The 22666-nt window shown below is 39.1% G+C and carries 20 protein-coding genes and 1 pseudogene; 15 read left to right on the top strand and 6 right to left on the bottom strand.

What is annotated here, in order from left to right; genetic code table 11:
* The first annotated feature begins 3 nt into the window (after positions 1-3).
* The 9 genes from FD723_RS38040 to FD723_RS38000 all read left to right on the top strand — a co-directional run bounded on the left by FD723_RS38040 (position 4) and on the right by FD723_RS38000 (position 9153).
* Entirely contained in the window at positions 4-909 is a 906-nt protein-coding gene (locus FD723_RS38040; protein ID WP_179070338.1) for a hypothetical protein, read from the top strand.
* 236 nt (positions 910-1145) lie between these two features.
* Positions 1146-2519, top strand: coding sequence for a murein biosynthesis integral membrane protein MurJ (murJ, locus tag FD723_RS38035; RefSeq protein WP_179070337.1), 1374 nt, complete (start codon positions 1146-1148; stop codon positions 2517-2519).
* Between the two features lies 1 nt (position 2520).
* Entirely contained in the window at positions 2521-3639 is a 1119-nt protein-coding gene (locus tag FD723_RS38030) for a glycosyltransferase family 4 protein (RefSeq protein ID WP_179070336.1), read from the top strand.
* Between the two features lie 72 nt (positions 3640-3711).
* Complete coding sequence (locus tag FD723_RS38025) at positions 3712-4884, top strand: glycosyltransferase (protein ID WP_179070335.1); 1173 nt, start codon at positions 3712-3714, stop codon at positions 4882-4884.
* A gap of 447 nt (positions 4885-5331) precedes the next feature.
* The gene (locus tag FD723_RS38020; protein WP_179070334.1) at positions 5332-6522 is read left to right on the top strand and encodes an O-antigen ligase; all 1191 of its coding nucleotides are present in this window, start codon (positions 5332-5334) and stop codon (positions 6520-6522) included.
* Positions 6523-6598: 76 nt separating this feature from the next.
* On the top strand, positions 6599-6751 hold the full coding sequence (locus tag FD723_RS38015; RefSeq protein WP_179070333.1) for a hypothetical protein: 153 nt from the start codon (positions 6599-6601) through the stop codon (positions 6749-6751).
* A 57-nt stretch (positions 6752-6808) separates the two neighbouring features.
* Complete coding sequence (locus FD723_RS38010; protein WP_179070332.1) at positions 6809-7015, top strand: helix-turn-helix domain-containing protein; 207 nt, start codon at positions 6809-6811, stop codon at positions 7013-7015.
* Positions 7012-7644 carry an IS630 family transposase gene (locus tag FD723_RS38005; protein ID WP_179070331.1) on the top strand — a complete coding sequence of 211 codons (633 nt, stop codon included), beginning with the start codon at positions 7012-7014 and terminating at the stop codon, positions 7642-7644. The genes FD723_RS38010 and FD723_RS38005 overlap by 4 nt, the downstream gene beginning before the upstream one ends.
* Positions 7645-7917: 273 nt before the next feature.
* Positions 7918-9153 (top strand): glycosyltransferase, encoded by a 1236-nt coding sequence (locus FD723_RS38000; RefSeq protein WP_179070330.1) that lies wholly within the window; start codon positions 7918-7920, stop codon positions 9151-9153.
* Between the two features lie 188 nt (positions 9154-9341).
* On the opposite strand, the pseudogene FD723_RS37995 reads toward FD723_RS38000, so the two are convergent.
* A pseudogene (locus FD723_RS37995) lies at positions 9342-10175 on the bottom strand (IS5 family transposase).
* A 198-nt stretch (positions 10176-10373) separates the two neighbouring features.
* Between FD723_RS37995 and FD723_RS37990 the strand changes: the two are divergent.
* From FD723_RS37990 to FD723_RS37980, 3 genes are all read left to right on the top strand, one after another.
* Positions 10374-11495, top strand: a complete 1122-nt coding sequence (locus FD723_RS37990; RefSeq protein WP_179070329.1) for a glycosyltransferase family 2 protein — start codon at positions 10374-10376, stop codon at positions 11493-11495.
* Between the two features lie 287 nt (positions 11496-11782).
* Complete coding sequence (locus FD723_RS37985) at positions 11783-13273, top strand: glycoside hydrolase domain-containing protein (RefSeq protein WP_256875414.1); 1491 nt, start codon at positions 11783-11785, stop codon at positions 13271-13273.
* A gap of 173 nt (positions 13274-13446) precedes the next feature.
* Positions 13447-14430: an NAD-dependent epimerase gene (locus FD723_RS37980; RefSeq protein ID WP_179070327.1), complete on the top strand. Its 984-nt coding sequence runs from the start codon at positions 13447-13449 to the stop codon at positions 14428-14430.
* A gap of 243 nt (positions 14431-14673) precedes the next feature.
* Here the strand turns inward: FD723_RS37980 and FD723_RS37975 are convergent, their stop codons facing one another.
* A complete protein-coding gene (locus tag FD723_RS37975; protein ID WP_306297058.1) occupies positions 14674-15732 on the bottom strand; it encodes an IS630 family transposase in 1059 nt (352 codons plus the stop codon).
* An 89-nt stretch (positions 15733-15821) separates the two neighbouring features.
* On the opposite strand from FD723_RS37975, the gene FD723_RS37970 reads away from it, so the two are divergent.
* Positions 15822-16049, top strand: a complete 228-nt coding sequence (locus FD723_RS37970; RefSeq protein WP_179070326.1) for a hypothetical protein — start codon at positions 15822-15824, stop codon at positions 16047-16049.
* A 162-nt stretch (positions 16050-16211) separates the two neighbouring features.
* On the opposite strand, the gene FD723_RS37965 is transcribed toward FD723_RS37970, so the two are convergent.
* The 4 genes from FD723_RS37965 to FD723_RS37950 all read right to left on the bottom strand — a co-directional run bounded on the left by FD723_RS37965 (position 16212) and on the right by FD723_RS37950 (position 20329).
* Positions 16212-16673 (bottom strand): hypothetical protein, encoded by a 462-nt coding sequence (locus FD723_RS37965; RefSeq protein ID WP_306297057.1) that lies wholly within the window; start codon positions 16671-16673, stop codon positions 16212-16214.
* 108 nt (positions 16674-16781) lie between these two features.
* Positions 16782-18455, bottom strand: a complete 1674-nt coding sequence (locus FD723_RS37960; RefSeq protein ID WP_179070440.1) for an IS1182 family transposase — start codon at positions 18453-18455, stop codon at positions 16782-16784.
* Between the two features lie 418 nt (positions 18456-18873).
* Positions 18874-19428 (bottom strand): hypothetical protein, encoded by a 555-nt coding sequence (locus tag FD723_RS37955; protein WP_179070325.1) that lies wholly within the window; start codon positions 19426-19428, stop codon positions 18874-18876.
* A gap of 103 nt (positions 19429-19531) precedes the next feature.
* On the bottom strand, positions 19532-20329 hold the full coding sequence (locus FD723_RS37950) for a hypothetical protein (protein WP_179070324.1): 798 nt from the start codon (positions 20327-20329) through the stop codon (positions 19532-19534).
* Between the two features lie 619 nt (positions 20330-20948).
* Between FD723_RS37950 and FD723_RS37945 the strand changes: the two genes are divergently transcribed.
* Both FD723_RS37945 and FD723_RS37940 read left to right on the top strand, forming a co-directional pair.
* Positions 20949-21218, top strand: a complete 270-nt coding sequence (locus FD723_RS37945; protein ID WP_179070323.1) for a hypothetical protein — start codon at positions 20949-20951, stop codon at positions 21216-21218.
* Positions 21219-21674: 456 nt separating this feature from the next.
* Positions 21675-22469, top strand: a complete 795-nt coding sequence (locus FD723_RS37940; protein ID WP_218651880.1) for a hypothetical protein — start codon at positions 21675-21677, stop codon at positions 22467-22469.
* Positions 22470-22666: the final 197 nt, after the last annotated feature.

The raw sequence follows: 22666 nt of genomic DNA, 5'->3' as shown, positions 1-22666 counted from the left end.
AATATGTATCAATTAAAGAAAGTTGCCAAAATTTTTTTTAGAAGGCGAGAAGAATGGGCAATTGGCATCTATTGCGGGGATTCCCCATTTAATTTAAAACCTCATCCTCAGGCTGTAAATCCAGTGTTAACAGCTAAAGATGTCACGGATACAAAAGCCAATTTTGTAGCCGATCCCTTCATGATATATGAAGGGGGAAGCTGGTATATGTTTTTTGAAGTTCTAGATCGTCATGATAGCCGGGGAAAAATAGCGCTTGCGACTAGCCAGAATGGTGTGACCTGGACTTACTGCCAAATTGTACTGGAAGAGCCATTTCATTTGTCGTATCCCTATATCTTCAAGTGGAATAATGAGTACTATCTTATTCCTGAAACTTACCAGACTAAGTCTGTTCGGTTATATAAAGCCACTGATTTTCCAACCCAATGGGTCTGTGCTGGCATTTTACTTGATGAGCGTAGCTACGTTGATGCTACTATTTTTCGTCATGAACAGCGGTGGTGGATATTTACTTGCGCTCAAGCAGGTAATGACACACTATATCTTCACTCTTCAGAAGATTTGCTGGGTCTTTGGACTGAGCATCCTCAAAGCCCATTAATAAAAGGTGACGCGAGCATAGCAAGACCAGCAGGGCGAGTGCTTTCCATGAACGGCAAACTATTTCGCTATACCCAAGATTGTCAAAAAATTTATGGCAAGCAGGTTAATGCCTTTGAAATCACTGAACTAACAACTACACACTACCAGGAAAGGGAAGTCCCAGAAAATCCCATTCTGCAACCGAGTAATAGTTGGAATAATATTGGAATGCACACGATTGACCCTCATAAAATAGCAGAGAATCAATGGATTGCCTGCGTTGATGGAAAAAAAAAATCGTTTGTCTTTAAAGCTTTTGAATAGTCAATTTTCTAACTTGATAACATACGCTCCGCATCTCATAAGAGCCAGGGTAAGCGCAATTATTATCAATAAACGGAGCTTAATGCGACTATTTGGGTATCTATTGATATTAGGTCTTTCTTATTGGTTTAATCATTGCGGTCTGTTTTTTGAGCCTATTCGGTAGTTTTTATTGTGGCTGGTTTGAACGCAAACTGCTGTAATTAGTGTAGATATTTTTCTGTAGTGGAAATGTAATGAAAACTTTTCAAATACGGTGGCTTATTAAATCTTGGAAAGAATTCACTAGCCATTCTATCAACCGCCAGATTTTTAGTGCTGCTATTGTGGTTACTACATGCACAATATTAGTAAAAGTCGTTGCCTTTTATAAAGAATCGATTGTCGCCTGGAAGTTTGGAACGAATGATTTTTTAGATGCATTTTTAATCGCTACAGTCGTCCCTAACTTTATTGTTAATGTCATTGCAGGCTCGTTAAATGAAGCACTGATCCCAACCTATATAAAAATTCGAGATCACGAAAGTCTGAAGGAATCAGAAGAACTTCTTTCTGGTACATTCCTTTGCAGTCTGGTGCTACTAGCAATTATGACTCTATTAATCATCGCAACTGCTTGTTTCTATTTCCCTTGGATGACACTAGGATTTAACGATGAAAAATTAGCTCTAACCTATAAGCTTTTCTACGTTATCACGCCAGTAGTTGTATTTAGCGGAATTATCACACTCTTTAGTGCCATATTGAATGCAGGAGAAAGGTTTATATTAACATCTTTATCACCCGTTCTGACACCAGCAGCGACAATTATATTATTACTTCTATTTGGGCAGTTACTAGGGATTTTTGCTTTAGCCATTGGGCTAATCGTGGGTACAATCTTAGAGGTGATATTTTTATGGGTTGTTCTTTATCGACGGGGTTTTGTGCTACGACCCAAGTGGTTTGGCTTGACTCCAGCCTTACATAAAGTTGTGAAACAGTACTCACCAGCAATGATGGGGGCACTTTTAATGTGCAGCTCTGTCTTAGTAGATCAGTCGATGGCGGCAATGTTAGCACCTGGAAGTGTCGCCGCTCTCAATTATGCGAGTCGGGTGAGTTTTATCCCCTTAATGTTAGGAGGAACTGCAATCAGTACTGCGGTTATTCCCTATCTTTCAAAAATGGTTGCATCGAGTGATTGGCAAGGAATTAATCATACCTTAAAGTCCTATCTCAAATTAATTTTCCTGATTACAGTTCCTTTTACAGGGCTTTTGGTGCTTCTGTCTGAGCCAATTGTCCAGCTACTTTTCCAACGAGGTGCTTTTACTGTCGAAGAAACTCATTTAGTTGCACAAATTCTATCTGCCTCTGCACTACAAATTCCTTTTTACATTGCAGGTATTTTTGTTGTCAAAGTGCTGATATCTATGTGCTTGAATCACATCTCAATGTGGGTATCAGTCTTTAATTTGCTAATTAATATAGTTTTAAACTATTTATTCATGCAATGGTTGGGAATTCAGGGAATTGCATTATCAACAAGTTGTGTCTACCTGTTTTCATTCTGCTATGTTTACTTTTTTGTAAATAAAAATTTGAGTAAGCTCTTGACGGTTAATTAAGATGCGAATAATACTAATCATTCCGGAGTTGTCAAGTGGTGGTGCAGAAAGAGTTTTAGTCTTATTAGCAAAAGGATTTTTGCAGCGAGACCATAGCGTTTCAGTTCTCACGATGTCGAATGATGATGCTGACTTTTATTCATTACCAACAGGGGTTAAACGTATTGCCCTTAACCTGCGGTACAAATCGGCTACTCCACTCCATGCACTATGGAATACTGTTGTCCGACTCGTTTGCTTGAGAAAGGCCATTCAGTCAACTCAACCTGATGTAGTAATTTCTTTCATGCCCCAAATGAATATTCTGACTGCGCTGGCGCTATTTCGAACCAACTATGCTGTGATTGCTACTCAGCATAGCAGTGCAAAAATGTTTCCCTGTGGGCAACCCTGGGAACTGCTACGCCATGCGACCTATCCACAGTTACAAAAAGTGGTCAGCGTTAGTCAGGACGTAGATGATGAATTTAGTTGGTTGCCAAAGGGAAAAAGGGCAGTAATCTCCAATCCATTTCTGCCAATTAAGCGGACTCACGTTCAAATCGATTATCCAAATAAAGTTGATCCTGATAAGAAATGGATTGTAGCTATGGGACGGCTGATTAATGCAAAAGGCTTTGATTTGTTGCTGGCTGCGTTTGAGAAGATTGCAGATCGATACCCAGACTGGGATCTTCTAATTTTAGGAGAAGGGGAGCTTAAGCTTGAACTCGAAAACTTGCGGGATCGTTTGAAGCTATCAGAAAGTGTGGTGTTTACAGGAGCTATCAGCAATCCATTCCCACTATTGCAACGTGCCAAACTATTTGTGCTGGCATCCCGAACTGAAGGATTTCCGATGGCACTGGGAGAAGCGCTTGCTTGTGGTTTACCTGTAATTTCAACTAACTGCTCCAGTGGCATCCGAGAGGTGATGCGGGATGGGATCGATGGCATCTTAGTGCCTAATCAAGATGTCGGAGCATTAGCAGCTGCGATGGATCGCTTAATGTCAGATGAAGCAGAACGAAATCGCCTTGCAACTCGTGCGCCAGAAGTGGTTGAGCGATTCAGTTTAGATAAAGTCCTAGACCGATGGGAAACACTAATAGTTGAAGTCCTACAGAACACTCACAATTAAGAGCAAAGTTGGGGGCGATCACCTCCGGTTCAAGCTTACAAACTTAGATGTACTCTATTTCTCAGAAAACTGATGAAAAAAATTGTTTTCCTGATTAGATCCCTTGCTCGCTCCGGTGGTGGCGGTGCAGAAAAACAATTAACGACCCTAGCAAAAGGCTTAAGCCTTAAAGGCTATGATGTGAGTGTTTTATGCTTTTATCCAGATACTAATTCAGAAATAGACTTCAGTGGAACATCGATCAAACTTATATCTTTAGGGAAGCAAAGCCGTTGGGATATGGCTGGTTTCTTTGGCAGGTTGTTTCAACAATTAAAGTCTATTCAACCTGATGTGTTACATAGCTATTTACCGGATTCTAATATAGTAACGATTTTCTTAAAACCTTTTTTCCCTACTACTAAGATGGTTTGGGGAATTCGGCATTCTAATTGGGGAGATTCTCAACTGAATATAGAAAGAGGTAAGAAACTTTCTAAATGGGTAAGGTCAACTCTTTATATCGAGCAGAAATTAGCTCAGTTTGCCGATCTAATCATTGCAAATTCCCACGCAGGTCAAAAATATCATCTATCCCAAGGCTTCCCAGCAGAAAGCATGATCGTGATTTCCAATGGAATTGATGTAGATCACTTTCAACCTGACCTGAAAACAGGCAAAACCATTCGTCAAGAATGGGGCATTTCAGCTAATATGATTTTAATTGGAATAATCGGACGACTTCATCCGATGAAAGATCATTCAACGTTTCTGAAAGCTGCCGCCTTAGTTATTCAAGAGAGACAAGATGTGCGTTTTATTTGTGTTGGCGGAGAAGAGCAACAAGATTATGCAAGAGAACTCTACGAACTAACTAATGTGCTTGGTATTACTGAGCAGGTGATCTGGGCAGGAGCACGGGTAGACATGCCTGAGGTATATAACGCACTAAATATTCTTGTTTCTGTGTCTGCTTTTGGGGAAGGATTTTCCAATGCTATTGGTGAAGCAATGGCTTTCGGAAAACCATGTGTAGTTACAGATGTGGGTGATTCTGCATTGATTGTGGGTAACCAGGGGATCGTCGTCCCACCTAACGATGTACAAGCCTTGAAAACTGCTGTGATGCAATTAATCGCGGAGTTGAATACTGGGAATTACACTCAGTCCAAAATCCGACAGCGAATTGTTGAAAATTTTTCAGTGCTACAACTTATAATTAAGACAGAGAATACCCTCTTGAGTTTATTTGATGACAGTGCATAACACTTATTTAGGACATTTCTAAATTTTTTAAAAACGAACAATTAGAAATAATTTGGTTTTTGGTTCAGGAATTTTACATCACCTTGACATTAAAAAGTCATTAAATTCAATGGTTAGAGTTTTATGTCCTTCAGGTAAAGCCGTATTTATTGAGCCAATGGGTCACAATCTTTTCATAAATTTATTTCGCAAATTAACTCCTGATATTCGCTATAAAGATGAGCACCACTGCTGAAAAAAGATTTAATTTTTTGGGCAAGTATTTTAATAATGTTGAAGTTAAATACTTTTATTTGGCTTCTATACTAGCAAGCTTATTGGTTGGTTACCCTGGCTTTAAAATTATACTTGGTTGCTAGTATTTAGATGGATTAATATTCAAAATCCCTTTTCTAACATATCAAGCATGGCAAGTATTAATTACACTTTCCGAACCTGTTAAATCTTATGTCGATTAACACAACACGTAACTGGCTAATTTACTACCAGGGCCTTCTAGCTATTGGTGGAATTTTTATATTTTTTACACGTTTGGATGGGTACTTAACAGTAAATCAACTTCTAATTAGTCCTGTAGGATTGATATTGCCCTACTCTATCTTCACGATTCCTTTATTTATTCGAGAAAGGGGTAAATATCCATCCCGCTCAGTCTTTTGCTGGTGCTTGGGTTATTTTATTGTTACTTTTCTTTCCTATTCATTTTTCCCTAAATCTGAATTTTCACTACGAGCATTTATAGATCGATCTTTTTCATCTCTCTTCTTACTGGTAACAACTTTTTTATTCGCAGATCAACGAGTTCAAAGTTGGACAAGATATGCCCTCATAGCCGCCACAGGGATGGGAGTTTTCAATAATTTCTACCAAATCCTTAATCCCTCTGCCTTTGGTGGTCTTGTAGAGGGTCGAGCAGTAGGTCTTTATCTCGATCCCAACGATTGTGCAAATACATTGATACTTGGCATGATTGTGACAGTGGGATCGTTTCCAAAAAAATTACGTATTCCTTGGATACTGATAGTTGGCTTTGGCGTTGTTTTGACTTTCTCACGCGGAGGAATTTTGGGTTGGATTTTTGTAGTCATCATGATACATCTAACTCGTGTCATTTCTTTTCAAAAATCTCTGTTATGTATTTTAGTTATGGGAATGCTTCTGTTTTTTGTTGTCCAATTGGGATCTGAATGGATTGGAGACAGTTCAAATATTTATAAACAACTTGATTCCACTGCGCTTAAAAGAGTCGAAAGCATAATAGGTGGAGATGAAGTTTTGGAAGATTCTTCAAGTATGGAACGTAAAGAAGTTGCAGAAAAAGGCTGGGAAATGTTTGTAGAACGTCCAATATTTGGCTATGGAATTGGCTCAACATTCGATTATAGCAACACTCATTTTTCTGTGTCAACTCATAATATGTTTTTGCTATATGCAGCTGAATATGGAATTATTGGAATTCCCATTTTGCCATTAGCAATATATGCCGTAATCCATCGTGCTCGTGGTGATACACGCAAGCTCGGAATCATTTTTGCCGTATTTATTTTGTTGATCAGCCTCTTTTCCCATACGATTTTATCTCTGAATAATTATCTAATTCCATTTGCGTTGATGGCTGTGATGAGTGAGAAAAGTTAAACTCACTTAACCAGCAACTAATTGTCTTAAGAAAACATCAAGCTGCAATATTGTCTAACAGAGCACTGCAGGGATAATGACAACTCACTTACTGGTTCAAGAAATGTCTGGTATTACCGAATTTTTAGACCCAACAGTACAAATTAATTCTGACTCCCTGCAAGCGATCGCTTGCAGGGAAAAGTCTAGGACAAACCCTCATTTTCGCTTGAGAATTACAGCAATTTGATATCAACCCCGCCACAAAGATAGTAAACTGTAAAAATGTAAAAACTAGTATTTAAAGATGGCAGCATATTCAATTGACTTACGACAAAAGATATTAAGTGCGTGGCAAAACAAAGAAGGTAGCCAAAGGGAATTAGCAAAACGATTTAAAGTCAGTTTGTCGTTCATTCGTGACTTTTTACGTCGGTATCGAGAGACGGCAGAGATTGCTGCCAGACCCCAAGGAGGAGACCGCCGCTCGAAGCTTAATAGTGTTGAGTGTTGAGTGTTGAGCAAGAATTGTTAAAGGTAATGGTGACAAAGCAAAGCGATATATATTTGCGAGAAATTCAAGAAGCCGTAAAAGAGCGCACAGAAATAGACGTAAGTATATCCAGTTTATCCCGCACTCTTAAACGCTTAAAATTAAATCGGAAAAAAACTTTAGTATCGATTGAGCAAACTACAGAAAGAGTACAAACATTGCGCTATGAATTTCGACTTTGGCTAGATACTATAGATGTCAAAAACCTGATATTTATTGATGAAACAGGTGTAAATATGGCTATAACAAGACGTTATGCTAGGAGTATTGACGGTGGAAGAATCTATGATGAGCGACCAGGTAATAAAGGCAAAAACATCACCGTAATTGGAGCTATGAGTGATGAGGGATTAATTGCCAATATGACTTTTCCAGGTAGTCTAAACACTGCTAGCTTTTTAGTTTTTATTGAGCAAATATTACTACCTCAGTTATGGATTGGAGCAATTATATTCATGGATAATTTACCCGTGCATTATGCTGCAACTGCAAAATCTTTAATAGAATCTGTTGGAGAAAAGGTTAAGTTTTTGCCTCCATACTCACCTGATTTATCGCCAATTGAGTTATGTTGGTCAAAGTTAAAATAAATTCAACGTTGGTGCTAAAACTCGAACATTCGATGCTCTAGATGTTGCAATCACTATGCCGGTTAATTCTATTACCGATGAAAATGCTCTAAACTGGTTTAATCATTGTGGTCTATTTTTTGAGTCTGTTTAAATAGCTATTTTTGTAGCGTGTTTGATTGCAAATTGCTGTAAAAGCTTTAGCGGTCTCTCCCAAATTTCAACCTTGTGTCAGTAACGTAGTTTTTTCTAGATAAGTAATCTTTTTGAATCTTAAAGGATGCAATTGTCACAATGAAAATCTGGATCATCACTATGGCATTTCCATGTCCATCAGAAATTTTTGCTTGTAATGATGTTATGGCTCTGCGAAGAACTGGCGTGAAAATCGCGGTACACGGTCTTCGCCCTAAACACCGACTATTTTCACAGCTAGTCGCAGAACGAGGTTTAACAGATATATGGATTACCCATAACTCCATAATAAATACTTTGCATGGGGTGTGGGTTGGTTTAACACAACCGCTACTCTTAATTTATTTTATTTTATGGATCTTAAAACATTCTTGGAAAAGACCGATTAATCTCTTTAAGAGTTTAATTCTTGTTCCTTGCAGTCTACAGATATATGATTCTGCCCGACGGCACAATCCAGATGTTGTTCATTTATACTGGTCTCATTTTCCTTCTCTAGTTGGATACCTAATACAAAATAGGCTACCTAAAATCGTTGTATCAATATCATTTGTTGCTCATGATGTTCATTACCCAGAGTTTGACTCAAAGGATTCTTATACTGGGTCTGTTGCCCGGAATGCCGATCTGATTCAAACAATTACACTCGCAAATATTCCTGCAATTGAAAAATATGACATACTCAAAGAAAAGATTGTATTGTCTTATCACGGACTCGATTTCAATAAGATCCCAGCAAAAAAAGAAAAAATTAAGCGACGTATTGTTACTGCGGGAAGATTAACTCACCAGAAGGGATTTGATGATGTATTGAAAGCTTTTAGCCAAGTTTTGAGCAATTGGTCTGATGCATGTCTTGTAATCTTAGGAGATGGGCCAGAACGAAAAAAGTTAGAAGCTTTAGCCCACTCTCTTGGAATTAGCCATGCTGTTGATTTTCGAGGTTTCGTTACTCACGATGAAATTTTTGAGGAGATGGCAAGAACAGAAGTTTTTCTATTTATGTCAAAAGCAATAGAAGAAAGACTTCCGAATGTAGTGAAGGAAGCAATGGCTTGTCACTGTTTATGTGTTGTAAGTCGCACACCTGGGATTGAAGAACTTGTTACTGATAAAGTACATGGCTATATTGTCCAACAAGGTGATGTGGACAGTGTGGTTAAGCAAGTTCGACAGGCGTTCTCACATCCAGAGGAAATGAGTCATATGACTGAAATCGCCTATCAACATCTTAAAACTAACTTTGATATCAATTACATAATGATAAATCTCCGAGAACTATGGCAACAGCAAATCCTTATGAAACAGGCAGTATATTTATCTCAAGACTCTTGACTATTGTGAATACCCTCCTAACTACTCAAAACGTTTTATTTGAACTGTTTTACTTAAGCCGATTATGATTATGTAGTACATCGATAGGAAAATGATTATGTAAACATGCGATTTAATTCTCTTGAGATTATCTAACTTTAAAAGTTTAAATTATTATTGGCTCTGAGAGCTGATTCGTAAAGTAAATTTTAAGTAGCTAATCGCCTGACCATGAGACGAAGAAAAGAACTATAAATCATCGCTTCACTCACCTCTGAATACACCTCATAATCTTACTTAACCGCCGAAATCGATTCAGCCATCCAAAAGTTCGCTCAACAATCCATCGCTTGGGCAACTGCTCAAACATCTCAGAGGTTCGCTTAATCACTTCCACCCGCACACGCTCACCACAGACCTGCTGAACAGCATTGGCAAAGTTTTTGCCAGAATACCCCTGGTCTACCCAGATCTCTTCTAATTTGCACAACTTCTCTTTTGCTTCATCCAGCACAATCACCGCTTCTAATCGTTCTGAGGCATTTGCTTCGGTTACGAGAACCCTAATCAACAATCCTTAAGAGTCTACGACGATATGCCGCTTACGTCCTTTAACCTTCTTGCCACCATCGAAACCGTAGATCTCCCCTTTTTTCCGTTGTCTTGACGGATTGAGAATCCGCGATGTCTACGACGGGCTACACCTACGCAACGGTGGACTGCTTATCCCTGCCTAATTCCGTTCGTAGTCGTTCTCGAACTTGGTCGTGCATTTGTTGCCAGATGCCAAAACGATTGCCATTTTTGAAAGTAGCCATACACAGTAGTGTAGGGTGGGAGGTCATGGGGCAGCATTTCCCATTGGCATCCAGTAGGTTGTACATAAAATATGGCATTGAGAGTCTCGCGAAATTCAACTTCGACCGGATGACCAAACCCTTGGGTGCAGGTACAAGCGGTTTCAATACTTCCCACTCAACATCACTGAGATCACTGGGGTAAGGTTTCCTTTTAGGATTCGCAATTTCAGGGAGACGAGTCATGTTCAGTGCAACTATTCAACTTGATCTAGCATAAAATCTACTCAAGCTAACCCAGAAGCCCTTTAGATTCTCTTTACGAATCACCTTTTATGGATCTAGATAGCACACACTCAATGAGTATTATAGGAAAGCCTAGTTTGCTATAATACTTAATATTTGATAAAAAAGTGTAATTTATCCCTTAATTTTTGTGAACAGATGATAGTTAATTTTCCTTCTGTCTCCCTTGCTATTCCTATTTACAACGAAGCAGATTGTATAGAAAAAGTCGTGCGTTCATTTCTTAAAACATCTTATCCAAACTTAATTGAAGTGATGATTGCAGACGGTGGGAGTACTGATGGTACTCAGAACATCATTCAAAGTCTTTCAAAAGAAGATTCACGAGTGCAGCTTTTGCATAATTCTCAAAAAATTCAATCTGCGGGTCTCAATTTAATTCTGCAACATTGTACAGGTGATATTTTTCTTAGAGCAGATGCTCACTCAGATTATGCATCTGACTACATTGAAAAATGTGTGGAGGTAGTTCTGGAATCCAAAGCGCTCAATATAGGTGGAGCAACTCGTTTTGCTGCTAAAACACCTTTTCAAGCAGGAGTAGCACTAGCATCAAAAAGTGTTTTAGGAGGGGGAAGTGTTAAGCATCGCAATCCTGATTATGATGGCTATGCTGACACACTTTTTCCTGGTTGTTTCTGGAAGAAAACTTTACAAGCAGTATCTGGATACAGTACTAATGCAATAACCAATGAAGATGCTGAATTGAATCTGAGATTGCAGAAGCTGTTTGTTGATATGAATCAAATCCAAAATCAAGATGCTGAATTTCAGCATAACTTGATGGGTAAAACTTACGGAGCAGTTTATGTGAGTTCTAAAATTAAAGTCTGGTACTATCCTAGAAATACATGGAAATCTTTGTTAATTCAATATTTTAAGTACGGAAGAGGTCGATACCTGACAACCGTCAAGTATCCTAAATCTGCACCAATCCGAGGAAAATTACCATTTCTAGCAATTTCTGGAATTACTATTATTGTAATAATCAGTTGTTTTGTGCAATTTTTACAACTTTTTATAAAATTGTTAATGATAGTTATTTTTTTATCCATGATAATAGAAGGATTGCGAGTAAATTGGAAATTTAGAAAAAACTTTAATCAAGAAGTTTGGCGTGGTGATAAAAATCAAGTTCCTTCTTTTCTTAGTTGTTGGTTTTATTCTGTAGTCGCTTTACAGACAATGTTAATTGCTCATTTTGGAGGATATGCTTACCAAAAATTTCGTCAGAATATTTTAAAAATTAATGGTTGGTAAATATAGAAAAATGTATCAAAAATATACATATTTCTTGGTTGTAACTATATTCAAATAACTTGTGTGTATTTGATTCATTTCAAGCGCTTTTGAATAAATTGTGATTTTAGAAATTTATAAAGTCTCATTAGGAAGCTATGTTTAGCAGGAATCATCAGCTGATTGGAATAATTAAGGTCGTCTCATGCTTTTTAGGAACTCTATGTCTTATGTTAGCGTGTTCAAGCGTAAATCGATTCACCAGTAGTTCATCCTTATCACCTCTTAGGGTCTGGTCTGCTTCAGCTATGGAGCGAATTGGAGTCACAGATCGATATGGAGGCTCAACTAATATTACACTGTACGCTGCTCGTGGAGAATATGAACCATTTCAAATTGGTATTCAGGCATATGGTACCAGGCTTAGTAATGTCAATGTTTCTATTTCCGATTTGAGCAGTCCAAACAATAATATTATTCCAAATAGCAACATCACGCTTTATAGAGAACATTATGTTTATGTCAACAATCCCAGCCCACACCGTGAAGGAACTAATAAACCTTCAGGTAAAGGCTGGTATGCTGATGGATTGATTCCTTTTGTAGATCCATTAAAAAAACGAGATATGACTGGTGCCAGTTTGGATGCTGTTCCATTTAATCTAGATGCTGGCAAGAATCAGCCTATTTGGGTTGATATATTTGTGCCTCGTGATTCGCTTGCAGGTCAATATAGGGGCACATTTACCGTTACCAGCGATCAAGGTAAAAGCACTGGTCAGATCAATTTAAGAGTATGGGACTTTGAATTACCTATACAGCCGTCACTCAGTTCCGCTTTTTTGTTTTATGGAGATCAAACTAAACAAGCATCAGAGGAAATTCTCAGGCATAAGCTTAATCCCCAATTCAATTCTAATCCCAAGCCAAAGTTAGAACGGGAACTCATTGATCGATGGGGTTTCAAGTCAGTTAATTTAGGTTTTTGGAGTGGAGCCGAGCTTGGCAACTGTCGGATGTCTCAAGCTCCATCGGTAGCGGATATTCTAGCTGAGGCTGTACTTCATCAACCAGATTTATTTAAGTATGTTTATTCCGCAGACGAAATTAGCAATTGTAGAAATCTCTATGAGCCTATGAAGAAGTGGGGGTACGCTATTCATAAAGCTGGATTTGCAAACTTGGTTGTGATGCCTCCCGTTCCTGATCTCTATGATGATGGATCGGGAACAGGGCGTTCAGCCGTTGATGTTTGGGTTGTCTTGCCAAATGATTATGAAAAGTTTGCCAATCGTATCTCGCAAGTTTTGCAAAAGGGAGATCAAGTTTGGTCTTATAACTCCCTGGTACAAGATGATTATTCACCTAAATGGCAGATTGATTTTGCACCCCTTAATTTCAGAATTCAGCCCGGTTTTCTTAGTCAGAGTTTGGGACTGACAGGATTGTTATACTGGCGAGTTGATCTGTGGACTCGTGATCCCTGGAACGATATTCATACCTTTTTTGTTAAAAATGATAATAATCGTTTCTACCCAGGTGATGGGATGTTGGTCTACCCTGGAGAGGAAGTTGGGGTTAAAGGTGTGGTTCCGTCTATAAGGCTGAAATGGTTGAGAGAGGGCGTTGAGGACTATGAATATGTAGAGATACTGAAAAATTTAGGTCAAACTGACCGAGCATTAAAGGTTAGTAAGTTAGTTGGGCGTGATTGGCGCAATTGGACACAAGATCCCCAAGTTCTTGAATCAGCACGGCGTCAATTGGGTGAAGAAATAGAGAGAATAAATATATCGTAACTTCTACCTAACAAAATCTTCTGCCAAACTCGGAAAATTAGTCACAGTGTGCGTTGCTCTAGCATCCAAGTGCAATTACGACAACTATAACTATTTGATGCTAACTTAATAGTGCGTCAAAGCAATCTACAGATCGCATACTAGCAGACAGAATAAAAAAATAAGATAAGACTATGAGTTCTATTCTAGTTACAGGTGTAGCAGGTTTCATTGGTTTTTCCCTATGTCAAAAACTGCTATCTAAAGGCGATACAGTTGTAGGCTTAGATAATTTAAACGATTATTATGATGTTAAACTCAAATGCGATCGGCTTGAGCAACTACGGGAAAACAAGAACTTTAGCTTTTATAAATTAAATCTAGCAGATCGAGAAGACATAGCTAAATTATTTAGAGATCATCAGTTTGATATTGTAGTCAACTTAGCTGCTCAAGCAGGTGTGCGCTACTCCATTAAAAATCCCCATGCTTATACAGACAGCAATCTAAGCGGTTTCATTAATATTTTGGAAGGTTGCCGTCATTCCCAAGTCAAACATTTAGTATTTGCTTCTTCAAGTTCCGTATACGGAGCAAATACCAAGATTCCCTTTTCAGTAAATGATAATGTTGATCGCCCCATCAGCCTCTATGCCGCCACAAAAAAAGCTAATGAACTAATGGCATACACCTATAGTCATCTATATTGCCTTCCAGCTACAGGACTACGCTTTTTTACAGTATATGGACCTTGGGGTCGTCCTGATATGGCTTACTATTCCTTTACAAAATCCATCTTGGCAGGTAAACCAATTAACGTATTCAATTATGGCAACATGCAACGAGACTTTACTTACGTTGACGATATTATTGAAGGTGTGGTGAGAGTTATTGATAAAATCCCTACATCAGATTTAGATGCAAACACTCCTCCTTACAAAATTTATAATATCGGCAATAATCAACCCGTAGAATTACTACACTTTATTGAAGTGTTAGAAAATCATTTGGGTAAAAAAGTACAGAAAAATTTTTTGCCAATGCAGCCTGGTGATGTTCCAATCACATATGCTGATGTTGATGATCTCGTTCGAGATATCGGGTTCAGACCGAGTACATCAATTGAAGTAGGATTAGAGAAATTTACATCGTGGTTCAAATCTTATTATGGCATTTAGTGCTTGGTGGGAGCAATGCGGTTTTGTCAGATCCGGTAAAAAACAAGCGATCGCTAAATTATTTCCCCCGTAATACAAATAAAATTATACTTACTAAACCGCATTAATACTTAAAAAGTCAAGATGAGTTTGAGTCACAAGTTGCAAGACTCTCTTTTTTGACCCCAAAAAAAGCTAGGATTCCCTTTGAGCAATAATTTTGAGACAGGGATTATCTACCTTAATGGAAAAAAGTATATAGGACTAATATTTGATTTCTGAAAAAACTCCGTACATTTGAAGAGTGGCAAAATCAAAGGTAGTGTGTCGGATAAACCACTCAAACATCCACTTCAGATGAGAGAACGAAGGAATCAAAGCACAGAAACGCCGCGCCCATATTTTAGCTTGTAACCAAATATCTTCTATAGGATTTTGTGATGGGCAATTAGGAGCAAAGCGGACGCAGTGAATTTTCCATTGCTCTGGAGATAAACCTTGATTTATTTCGCCTAAAAAGTTTTGAACTAGATGTGAACGATGGTAAGAAGCGCCATCCCAAAAAAGAAGTAATCGTTGGCTGGGAGACTGGTCTAATAAATAACGTAAATAATCAATCGTATTTTCAGAATTACCAGCATTGTAAGCTTTCAGAAGTAACTTACCATTGAGATAGTCAACTGCCCCATAGTATGTCTGTTTATCTCGTTCGTTAATAACTCTGACTGCAATTTCTTGATCAGTTTTTCCCCAAACGTATCCGGTTAAGTCTCCCCAGAGTAGATGACACTCATCTATTAAGAATACTCTTAGTCTTCCTGATTCTATTTCCTCTCTGTTGCTTGCCAACAATGAAACAAGACTGTTTTTTTTTGCGGCAACAGCTTCAATGTCCGCCTTTGGATTCAAGGCAGTGGTTTTCTTCCAACTAATTCCTGCCGCGTCAAACAAATCGTAATAGCTTCGTTTGGATTCGTAGATCACATCATATTCAAATGCTAATTTGTACTCCAGTTCACCCAGTTCCCAAATATCCTTAGCTTGCAACCAACTTAATACTTCTTCCCTCTGTTCATCGCTCAAGTAACTCTTTCTCCCTTGATAATTTAAGCGTAGTCCTGAAATTCCATATTCCTTATAGGCGTTCTTCCAGCTTGTTATCGAACCAACAGACACATCTAAAATTGTTTGAATTTCCTCATACTTGTAGCCTTGATAAACCAGTTTAACTGCTAAAGCTTTTCTAACTTCACGGGCATCTGGGCGATTATCTATAAATTCTTGTAGTTCTGCGATCGCTGCTTCTATATACTGGTTTATCATTGTTCGCTCTTAGACAGATATCTCCCTCCGTATTATCTCGCAACCTTTTTCAGAAATCAAATATGATTCCTATATGTGCAACTCTAGATTTGAGCAAATCATTATCAAACTTTTCTTCCGAGGTGACAAAATGTTTAGAATTGACGAACATCACAGAGTGGAATGGGAAAATTCTTGAAGAAAGAGAAGGAAAAATTAGAGAAATTGCGCTTATTTTAGCTGGTCAATGTATTGCTATTTTGTTGTATAACCTTTCACAATCTCAGTCAGCAAATCAAACAGCTATGGAGAAAACAAGAGGCTGGTGGGATGGTTAAGATGCAAAAACACGGTTATAGAAAGCGAGAAATATTAACCGTCGGAAATGTTTTAGTTACTTTAAAATTACCATATATGGTAAGAAAAAATTCAACAGTTAAGACCAAAAATAAAATCTCTACTCACGGAGTATACCCTTGGAAACAGCTTTTTTGGGTGATTTAGAAACTGTCAACCAAAAGTTTTAGTTCTGCAATCATTGTATTTAAGGCTTTTTGGGCGGCTTTATAACCAGAAGCCTGCCGCCCCAACTTCAATTCAAATAAAATGCGATCGCGTATCGCTTCAAAATCCACAATGTCATAAACAAAAGTAACGGCAGAGCGTTCCTGGTGTGCGGAATTTTCTTTTTGAAGATACTGGACTTGTGCTTTGAGTCTGTTTAATTCTTCATCATTCCGTGTAATACCTGGAATAGATGCTGAGTCTTTCCATGTATTACATGGTGAGAATTCTCTGTTAATTATTTCCTCCAGATAATCAGCTCTGGTTAATCCTAAACATTCAGACGCAATACCTAATTTTTTCCAAGTATTGTCTGTCAGTCTCAAAGAACGTACTTCACGATAGTCATCGTTCTTGAGCGCAAACTTACCTTGAATATCCCTTTTCATTTTTTTCATAAGTCTTCTTTCCATGTAATACACGGATATTGTAGAGAACAACTCTACTCGAAATCAACCGTGTATTACATGGAGAGATTTTGATAACGCTATAGGTGTTTGCTGTCTTTATGTGACAGCGAGTGCGGCAAACCGCGAGATTCTGGTTATAGCGTGGGGTATACCATTTAACCAAGACACCATGCGAACAACATTGATAGCAATAGCTGTGATTTGGTGTTGTAACCGGACTTTTGGTAGATTGCGGTAACGTGCTTGCCGTAAACCGAAAGCATTTATTGCTTGTGATAAAGTTCCTTCAACACCAGCACGGGTGTTATAACGCTCTTTCCACTCATCAGTATCCTGCTGTTTGCGGATAGTTTGAAGGATCTGGTGTTCTTGTTGTGGGCGCAATCTTAATTTTCTTGGCTCACTTTCACTTTTTGACTTGACACATAAGTGTCTGAAATTACACATTCGGCAGGTTTTGGCAGGAAATTTGACATTAATTCCTGAATTCCCCCAAGGGTCAATCGAAGGAGTCCAAGTTGTGCTTTTTTGTCCTTGAGGACACGTAACTGTTTTTGCTGACCAGTCAACTGTAAACTTGCTTAGGTCATACCCACCAGGCGTTTTCGCTTGCCAGCTAACATTTGGGCGTACTGGGCCAATAAGTTCTATATCAAAATCAATTTTACTTTTTACCAGTAATTCACTATCTACGTATCCTGCATCTACAATATGTTCTTTTGGAGATAAGCTTTTGGCTTCCAGAGATAAATGAATTGGTTGTGTTTGGTCTACATCGGACAGGTGGGCTGGGGTCGTCTCCACATTTGTAATTAAATGCACATCGTTAGCATCACAAGTTTCCGTAATGTGTACCTTATAACCAGTCCAGGTTGTGGTGCGTTTGTTACCGTAACGGGCATCAGTATCATAAGGAGAGTCAAAATGCTGGCCTGCCGGAGGTAAGTCTGTTGCGCTACGCCAACATAATTTACCAGGTTCATCGTCTTTTAGATTTGTATAATCTATATAGTATTGATGCACCCAAGTTTGGCGGAGAATTTCTATTGCTGGTATTTGCCACAGCCATTGAGGTGTCGTTTCTTGTTCGTATATGGCTATTAATAGCCGCATACCATCATTACCAATAGTTTCAGCTAATTTATATCGAGCCGCAACTCCTTTAGGTAAACGGTACTCTTCTAACGCACGTCCGTAACGTTCAAACCAATCATGGGGAACCCATGAGCGCAACCATTCTGGGGCAACTGTTGCCACTGCGTTTAATGCTGCACGCAAAGTTTCAGCTACGCTTTCCAGGCGATTCAAGTTGCGAATTGCTGCTAGTACATGGGTTGAATCGGTACGTTGTTTTCCTCTGTCTTTGATAATTCCTTTTTCTTTAAATTGTTTTAACAAGATATCCAGTAATTTTTGTTCGGCACTTCCAGAAATTAAGCGGACTCTGAATTCGCAAAGTACACTAAAATCAAAGCCTGGGTCTGTCAATTCTAGAGAAAGTGCATACTTCCAATCAATTCTACTGCGAACTGCATCTGCTGCTTGTCTGTCAGTCATGTCTTCAATATATTGCATCACGCAGACCAAAGCTAACCGCCAAGGACTAAAAGCGGGTTGCCCAAGTGTTGGAAACAGGTCTTCAAAATCTTGGTCGTTGTAGAGAGTACCGATTTCATCCCTCATGGTCATGTATAGATTGCCTTTTGGGAAAGCGGCACGAGCCACACGCACTGTTTCTTCTGGGATGGGGTCTATGGATTGCGGTTGAATCACTCAATTCCTCCTTCACCGCAGGTGATGGTAGATGCTTGTTGATTAACATCATCCCATTTTCCTTATTCCTCTGTTCGCTTTAGCATTTGTAAGGTTTTCAAATGTAAAGAAATATTTCGCCAACAGCATCAGCGCGCAGAAAACTGTTGTAAGTTTTCGATATTGGGCTGAACAATTGTTATAGTCATCTTTGATTATTTGTGAATAGGTAAACAGCACATATTAGCTGTAGACAAAGCTTGAGTTACTCATAACTACAGTCCCCCAAGCTCTTGTTACAACTTTTAGCAGTCACAATTTCGACATAAGTCGGTAATGTCTTTGTCAATCAGATGTGCAATGTTAGATTCATGAAATGAAGCTGATTTTAGTGACGCACAAGGCAGGATTTACCTGCCTTACTTCATCTTTAGGACTAAAATGCCATTTCAAGAGCAGCTTTTGTAACAACAATCGCCTGTTTACTGACCTCACGCCAGTTCGTTTCTTCGTTGTAGGATGCCATGACTAATTCCGACCCAACCCATACCCGACAGAATAAGACGCTTTCATCTGTCGTCCCTGGAGTAGGCTGTAGTGTAATCGGAGAATATAGTTGTTCTGGAGTAAGAGTTGCGATCGCGGTTAACAAGCTTTTAGAAAAATGAGTATCATAACCGGATTCTAAAATATACGTCCGGTCTGCTTGAATAGTTATCAGTAACTTGCAGGTTTCTTTTTTGCGGCGTTCTGTATTCTCAAACCGTAGTTCTTTAAGATATCCAGTTAAGGCAGTTTGAGGGACATCACTCGGTTCACCATTGAGTGTGTACCACAATCCTCCGTGCTGACGATTGCAGTAGATTTTGCAATTGCCAGCTTCAGAGTGCAATCCCAGTTTTGGTTTATTGATTGCTGCGACTAACTGCTTGAGCAATTCTTCCTGACGCATCAGTGCAGATAGTAATTCAGCATTTTCTTGAGGGTTCATTTATTTTTACCAAAAGCATTTCACTTTCGCATTGGCGAAGCCGTAGACTTCTCGAAACAGCAGGCGTGACCGATGTAGATTTCGGTCACGCCTACTATTTCACTTACGCCGCTACCAACTCCCGACGAACTTGCGGCAGTTCAATCGGAGCAGTTGCCCTGGATAGCACCTCTACAGCCTCTTTTATGCTCCAATACCGTACTCCATCGCCACAGCGCCAATAGTAAGTATTAGGGTCGTTTTCCCATAATTCATCAACGTTTCTGACCTTGAAGACAATTCCTAAGAACTCACCATCTAGATATACGTTGTGAGCCGTCTGAAGGTCAGTGCGTCCTACATAGGTCAGTCGATAGCCGTCTACTGATTCGCACAAGTCTTCTGCACGAGTCCCGCGATACGAGCAGTTACCGCACCCATGCCCACCACAGTCTGGACAGATGGCAGCAGGCATATTCCACTTCGGCAGTGTAAAATCCCATTCAGCCGATGGGGTTAATAGTTGAGGCTTGTGAGAGATATAACAACCAGCATGACCGATTACTTTATCAGAATGGTATTGGACGCTTAACGATAGCCAGTCACAATCACCTAACAAGCCAATTTTCTCAGAAGCTTGTTTCAATTCCTCATCTTCCTTATGATTGCGCTCTACTGGAGCAGAAAGACTCGCTTTTACCTCTGCAACAGCGCGTTTGAAAGATTTTTTATGGTATCGAGCATAACCGTGGGTCATTTTTACCCACACAATATCATCACTGTTGATCCAGATAGTTACTACATCTTTGGGCTTGCAGTTTTTGGAGTAGTCCGACTGATTGACGATGGTTGCAATGATTTGGCGATCCTGTGTGGTTAGTGGATCTTTTGTTGGCGTAGGGGCTAAACTTTGTGTCATCATTATAAATTGCCTCTTATTTAATAAGTGAGGGCATAGGGGCGATCGCAAGTTTTCCAGACGCAGCGATCGTCCTATTTTTATTGGTAAGTTTGTTGTGCTTGCACAACACTCTCAATCTAGAATTGGCGAAGCCTCATTTTTCTTGCTGCTAACCAGTACTTAGAGCTACTAAGCAAAAGACATAGTGCGTCACGCAACCGACGGCTTCAATAGTATTATTTGCCAGCCACTACACTCAGGCGATTGCTTCTGTTTTTAATAAAAGGCTTGCTCAAAATGGCTGTGTGTCCGTTGATTGCTTCTCCAGGCTTCTTTACCCACTCAATAGAGCTTGTGCTATACCCCGGTGATCATGTCTCTAGACTATGTTTTGACTTGGAACGTTAACTTAATTTGGTTTGGTTTGATTTTGCGAACCCTTTAGGTTCGAGGGGGAAATCAGCTAGTTTTCCTTTGCCCTTAAAAATAATATACTCGCTCCTCAATGTTTGTGCAATACAATAGCAATATAGTATACTTATGATTACTCCCAGTTACATCAATATTTTGTATTGTTATTGTATTGCTATTAGTCAGTGATTGTAGGTATAGTGTGGTTGTGTTGCAATTGAGGGAGAAAATGTACAGTGCAGCTTTAGACATGACCGCAAGAAGGCGTATTGCAACAACTTACAGGCTTGATAGTTGGGTAACGGATCAATTGGTAGATTTAGCAAATCAAGCCAATGAAAGTGTAAATGCTTATGTAGAGAAAATTCTGTTTGAGCATTGCTTGAGCAAGCTGCCTGAAAGCGAAAAAGTTGAGCCATTAGGTGATCAAAGACGTAAAGCTACCAAGAGAGGTCTAAAAATAATAGATAGTGGTAATGAAGAACCAAAAATGCACTAAAAACAGACAACTCCCTACCAAAATTAACGAGCATCATAGTTTGTGATATTCACTTGACAGATTCACTATTGAATGTGTGCTATGGCGCGACTTAGCAGGAAGCTGAGAAATAAGTGATTTGATAGGAGCAATGTGATGAAGCTTTTTATAAAGAACTAGAAGCGATCGCTCCCCGCACAAGAGCGCGATTGCCCTAACTAGCCCTTCTGCAAAGGATAGCCACGTCTAACTTAGAGAATTTTCAAAAGTTAGGCAAGAATAGCCTTGTAGTGGCATTCCTGAAATTTATCACTAAGTAAAGAATTTGAAGCTATTTAAAAGCAATATAAATTAGATTTAAACCCAAAAGTTATGTATTTCTAAAAATATTAATTCAAGTATATTTGACTAGATAAAAACTACAATGCTGGCTATTAAACAATGTGCTAGCTCCATCATATTGCCCTAAAATTAAATATGTATAATCAAGTACCAGTTTTTCAACTCCTCCTACAAGATAACCCTCATCTGTTCACTACCGAAGGGTTATCCTCGCTGCTTTTGGACTGTGTTCACATGAAATCCCCTAACCGCCACAAATTCACTTACCCTTCATTACTAAACAAGCAAGTTTACTTGGCGATAGCTGGACTGGAGGGTAGTGCTGAAGATGAAGTAATGATTTGCCGGATTATGTCTGATCCTCAAGCTTGGTATAACTTTACTAAAGTGCGGCAACAAGACCAAGCCTTTGAAAATATAGGTGAAGAATTTTATTCAAGCTTTGGCATTGAAATTTATCTTCAGCACAGAATTATAAATAGTATCCGATACCTGCAAAAAAGTTTAAATATTTCAGGAATTAGACAAACCAATATTGCTGTGTGCGATCGGTTGTTTTCGTACCCAAAAGTAGAGGAGCATCTGGTCATACTTGATAGAGATCGCCTTACCATTCAACAAGCTGTACCAGAAATCATCAAGTATTTTGTCAGCCTTGCTCAGATCCCGCCTGAATACAGATTATTTTTAGTTGATGAGAAAAAGCAGAAAATTCCTACTTCAGTCAGCACAGTTAAGAATGCGGCATCAAGCGCAGCCATAGCAGAGATTTCTACAGAGTCTTTCGACAGGCAGCTAACAGGCGCTAACTGTTGGCGCGGTAAAAGCGTTGAAAGAGTAGACCCTGACAAAATTCGTCTTACCCTTCATCTCGACTGGGATGAAAACGAGTTCATCTTTTTTGAAGCACATCACCAGGATTTAATTTGATCGAAATTTAAAAACCATTTGTACTAAAAATCACTCAAAGCTTTTTTTAGGATTCCCAATTTCAACCAAGCGATCGCTTGTGATAAAGCAGTAAACTGGTACTATGCCGAAACTTCCTCCAGTGCGATAACTGTCTCCTCTATTCACATAACCCCCACCTCGTCTGTGTCGTTCACCCTGATGGGGTAGAGGGTGAG

The organism is Nostoc sp. C052 (genome assembly GCF_013393905.1).
GTDB lineage: Bacteria > Cyanobacteriota > Cyanobacteriia > Cyanobacteriales > Nostocaceae > Nostoc.
The sequence above is the reverse complement of the archived record's forward strand: the minus strand, read 5'-3'. Positions and strand labels throughout refer to the sequence as shown.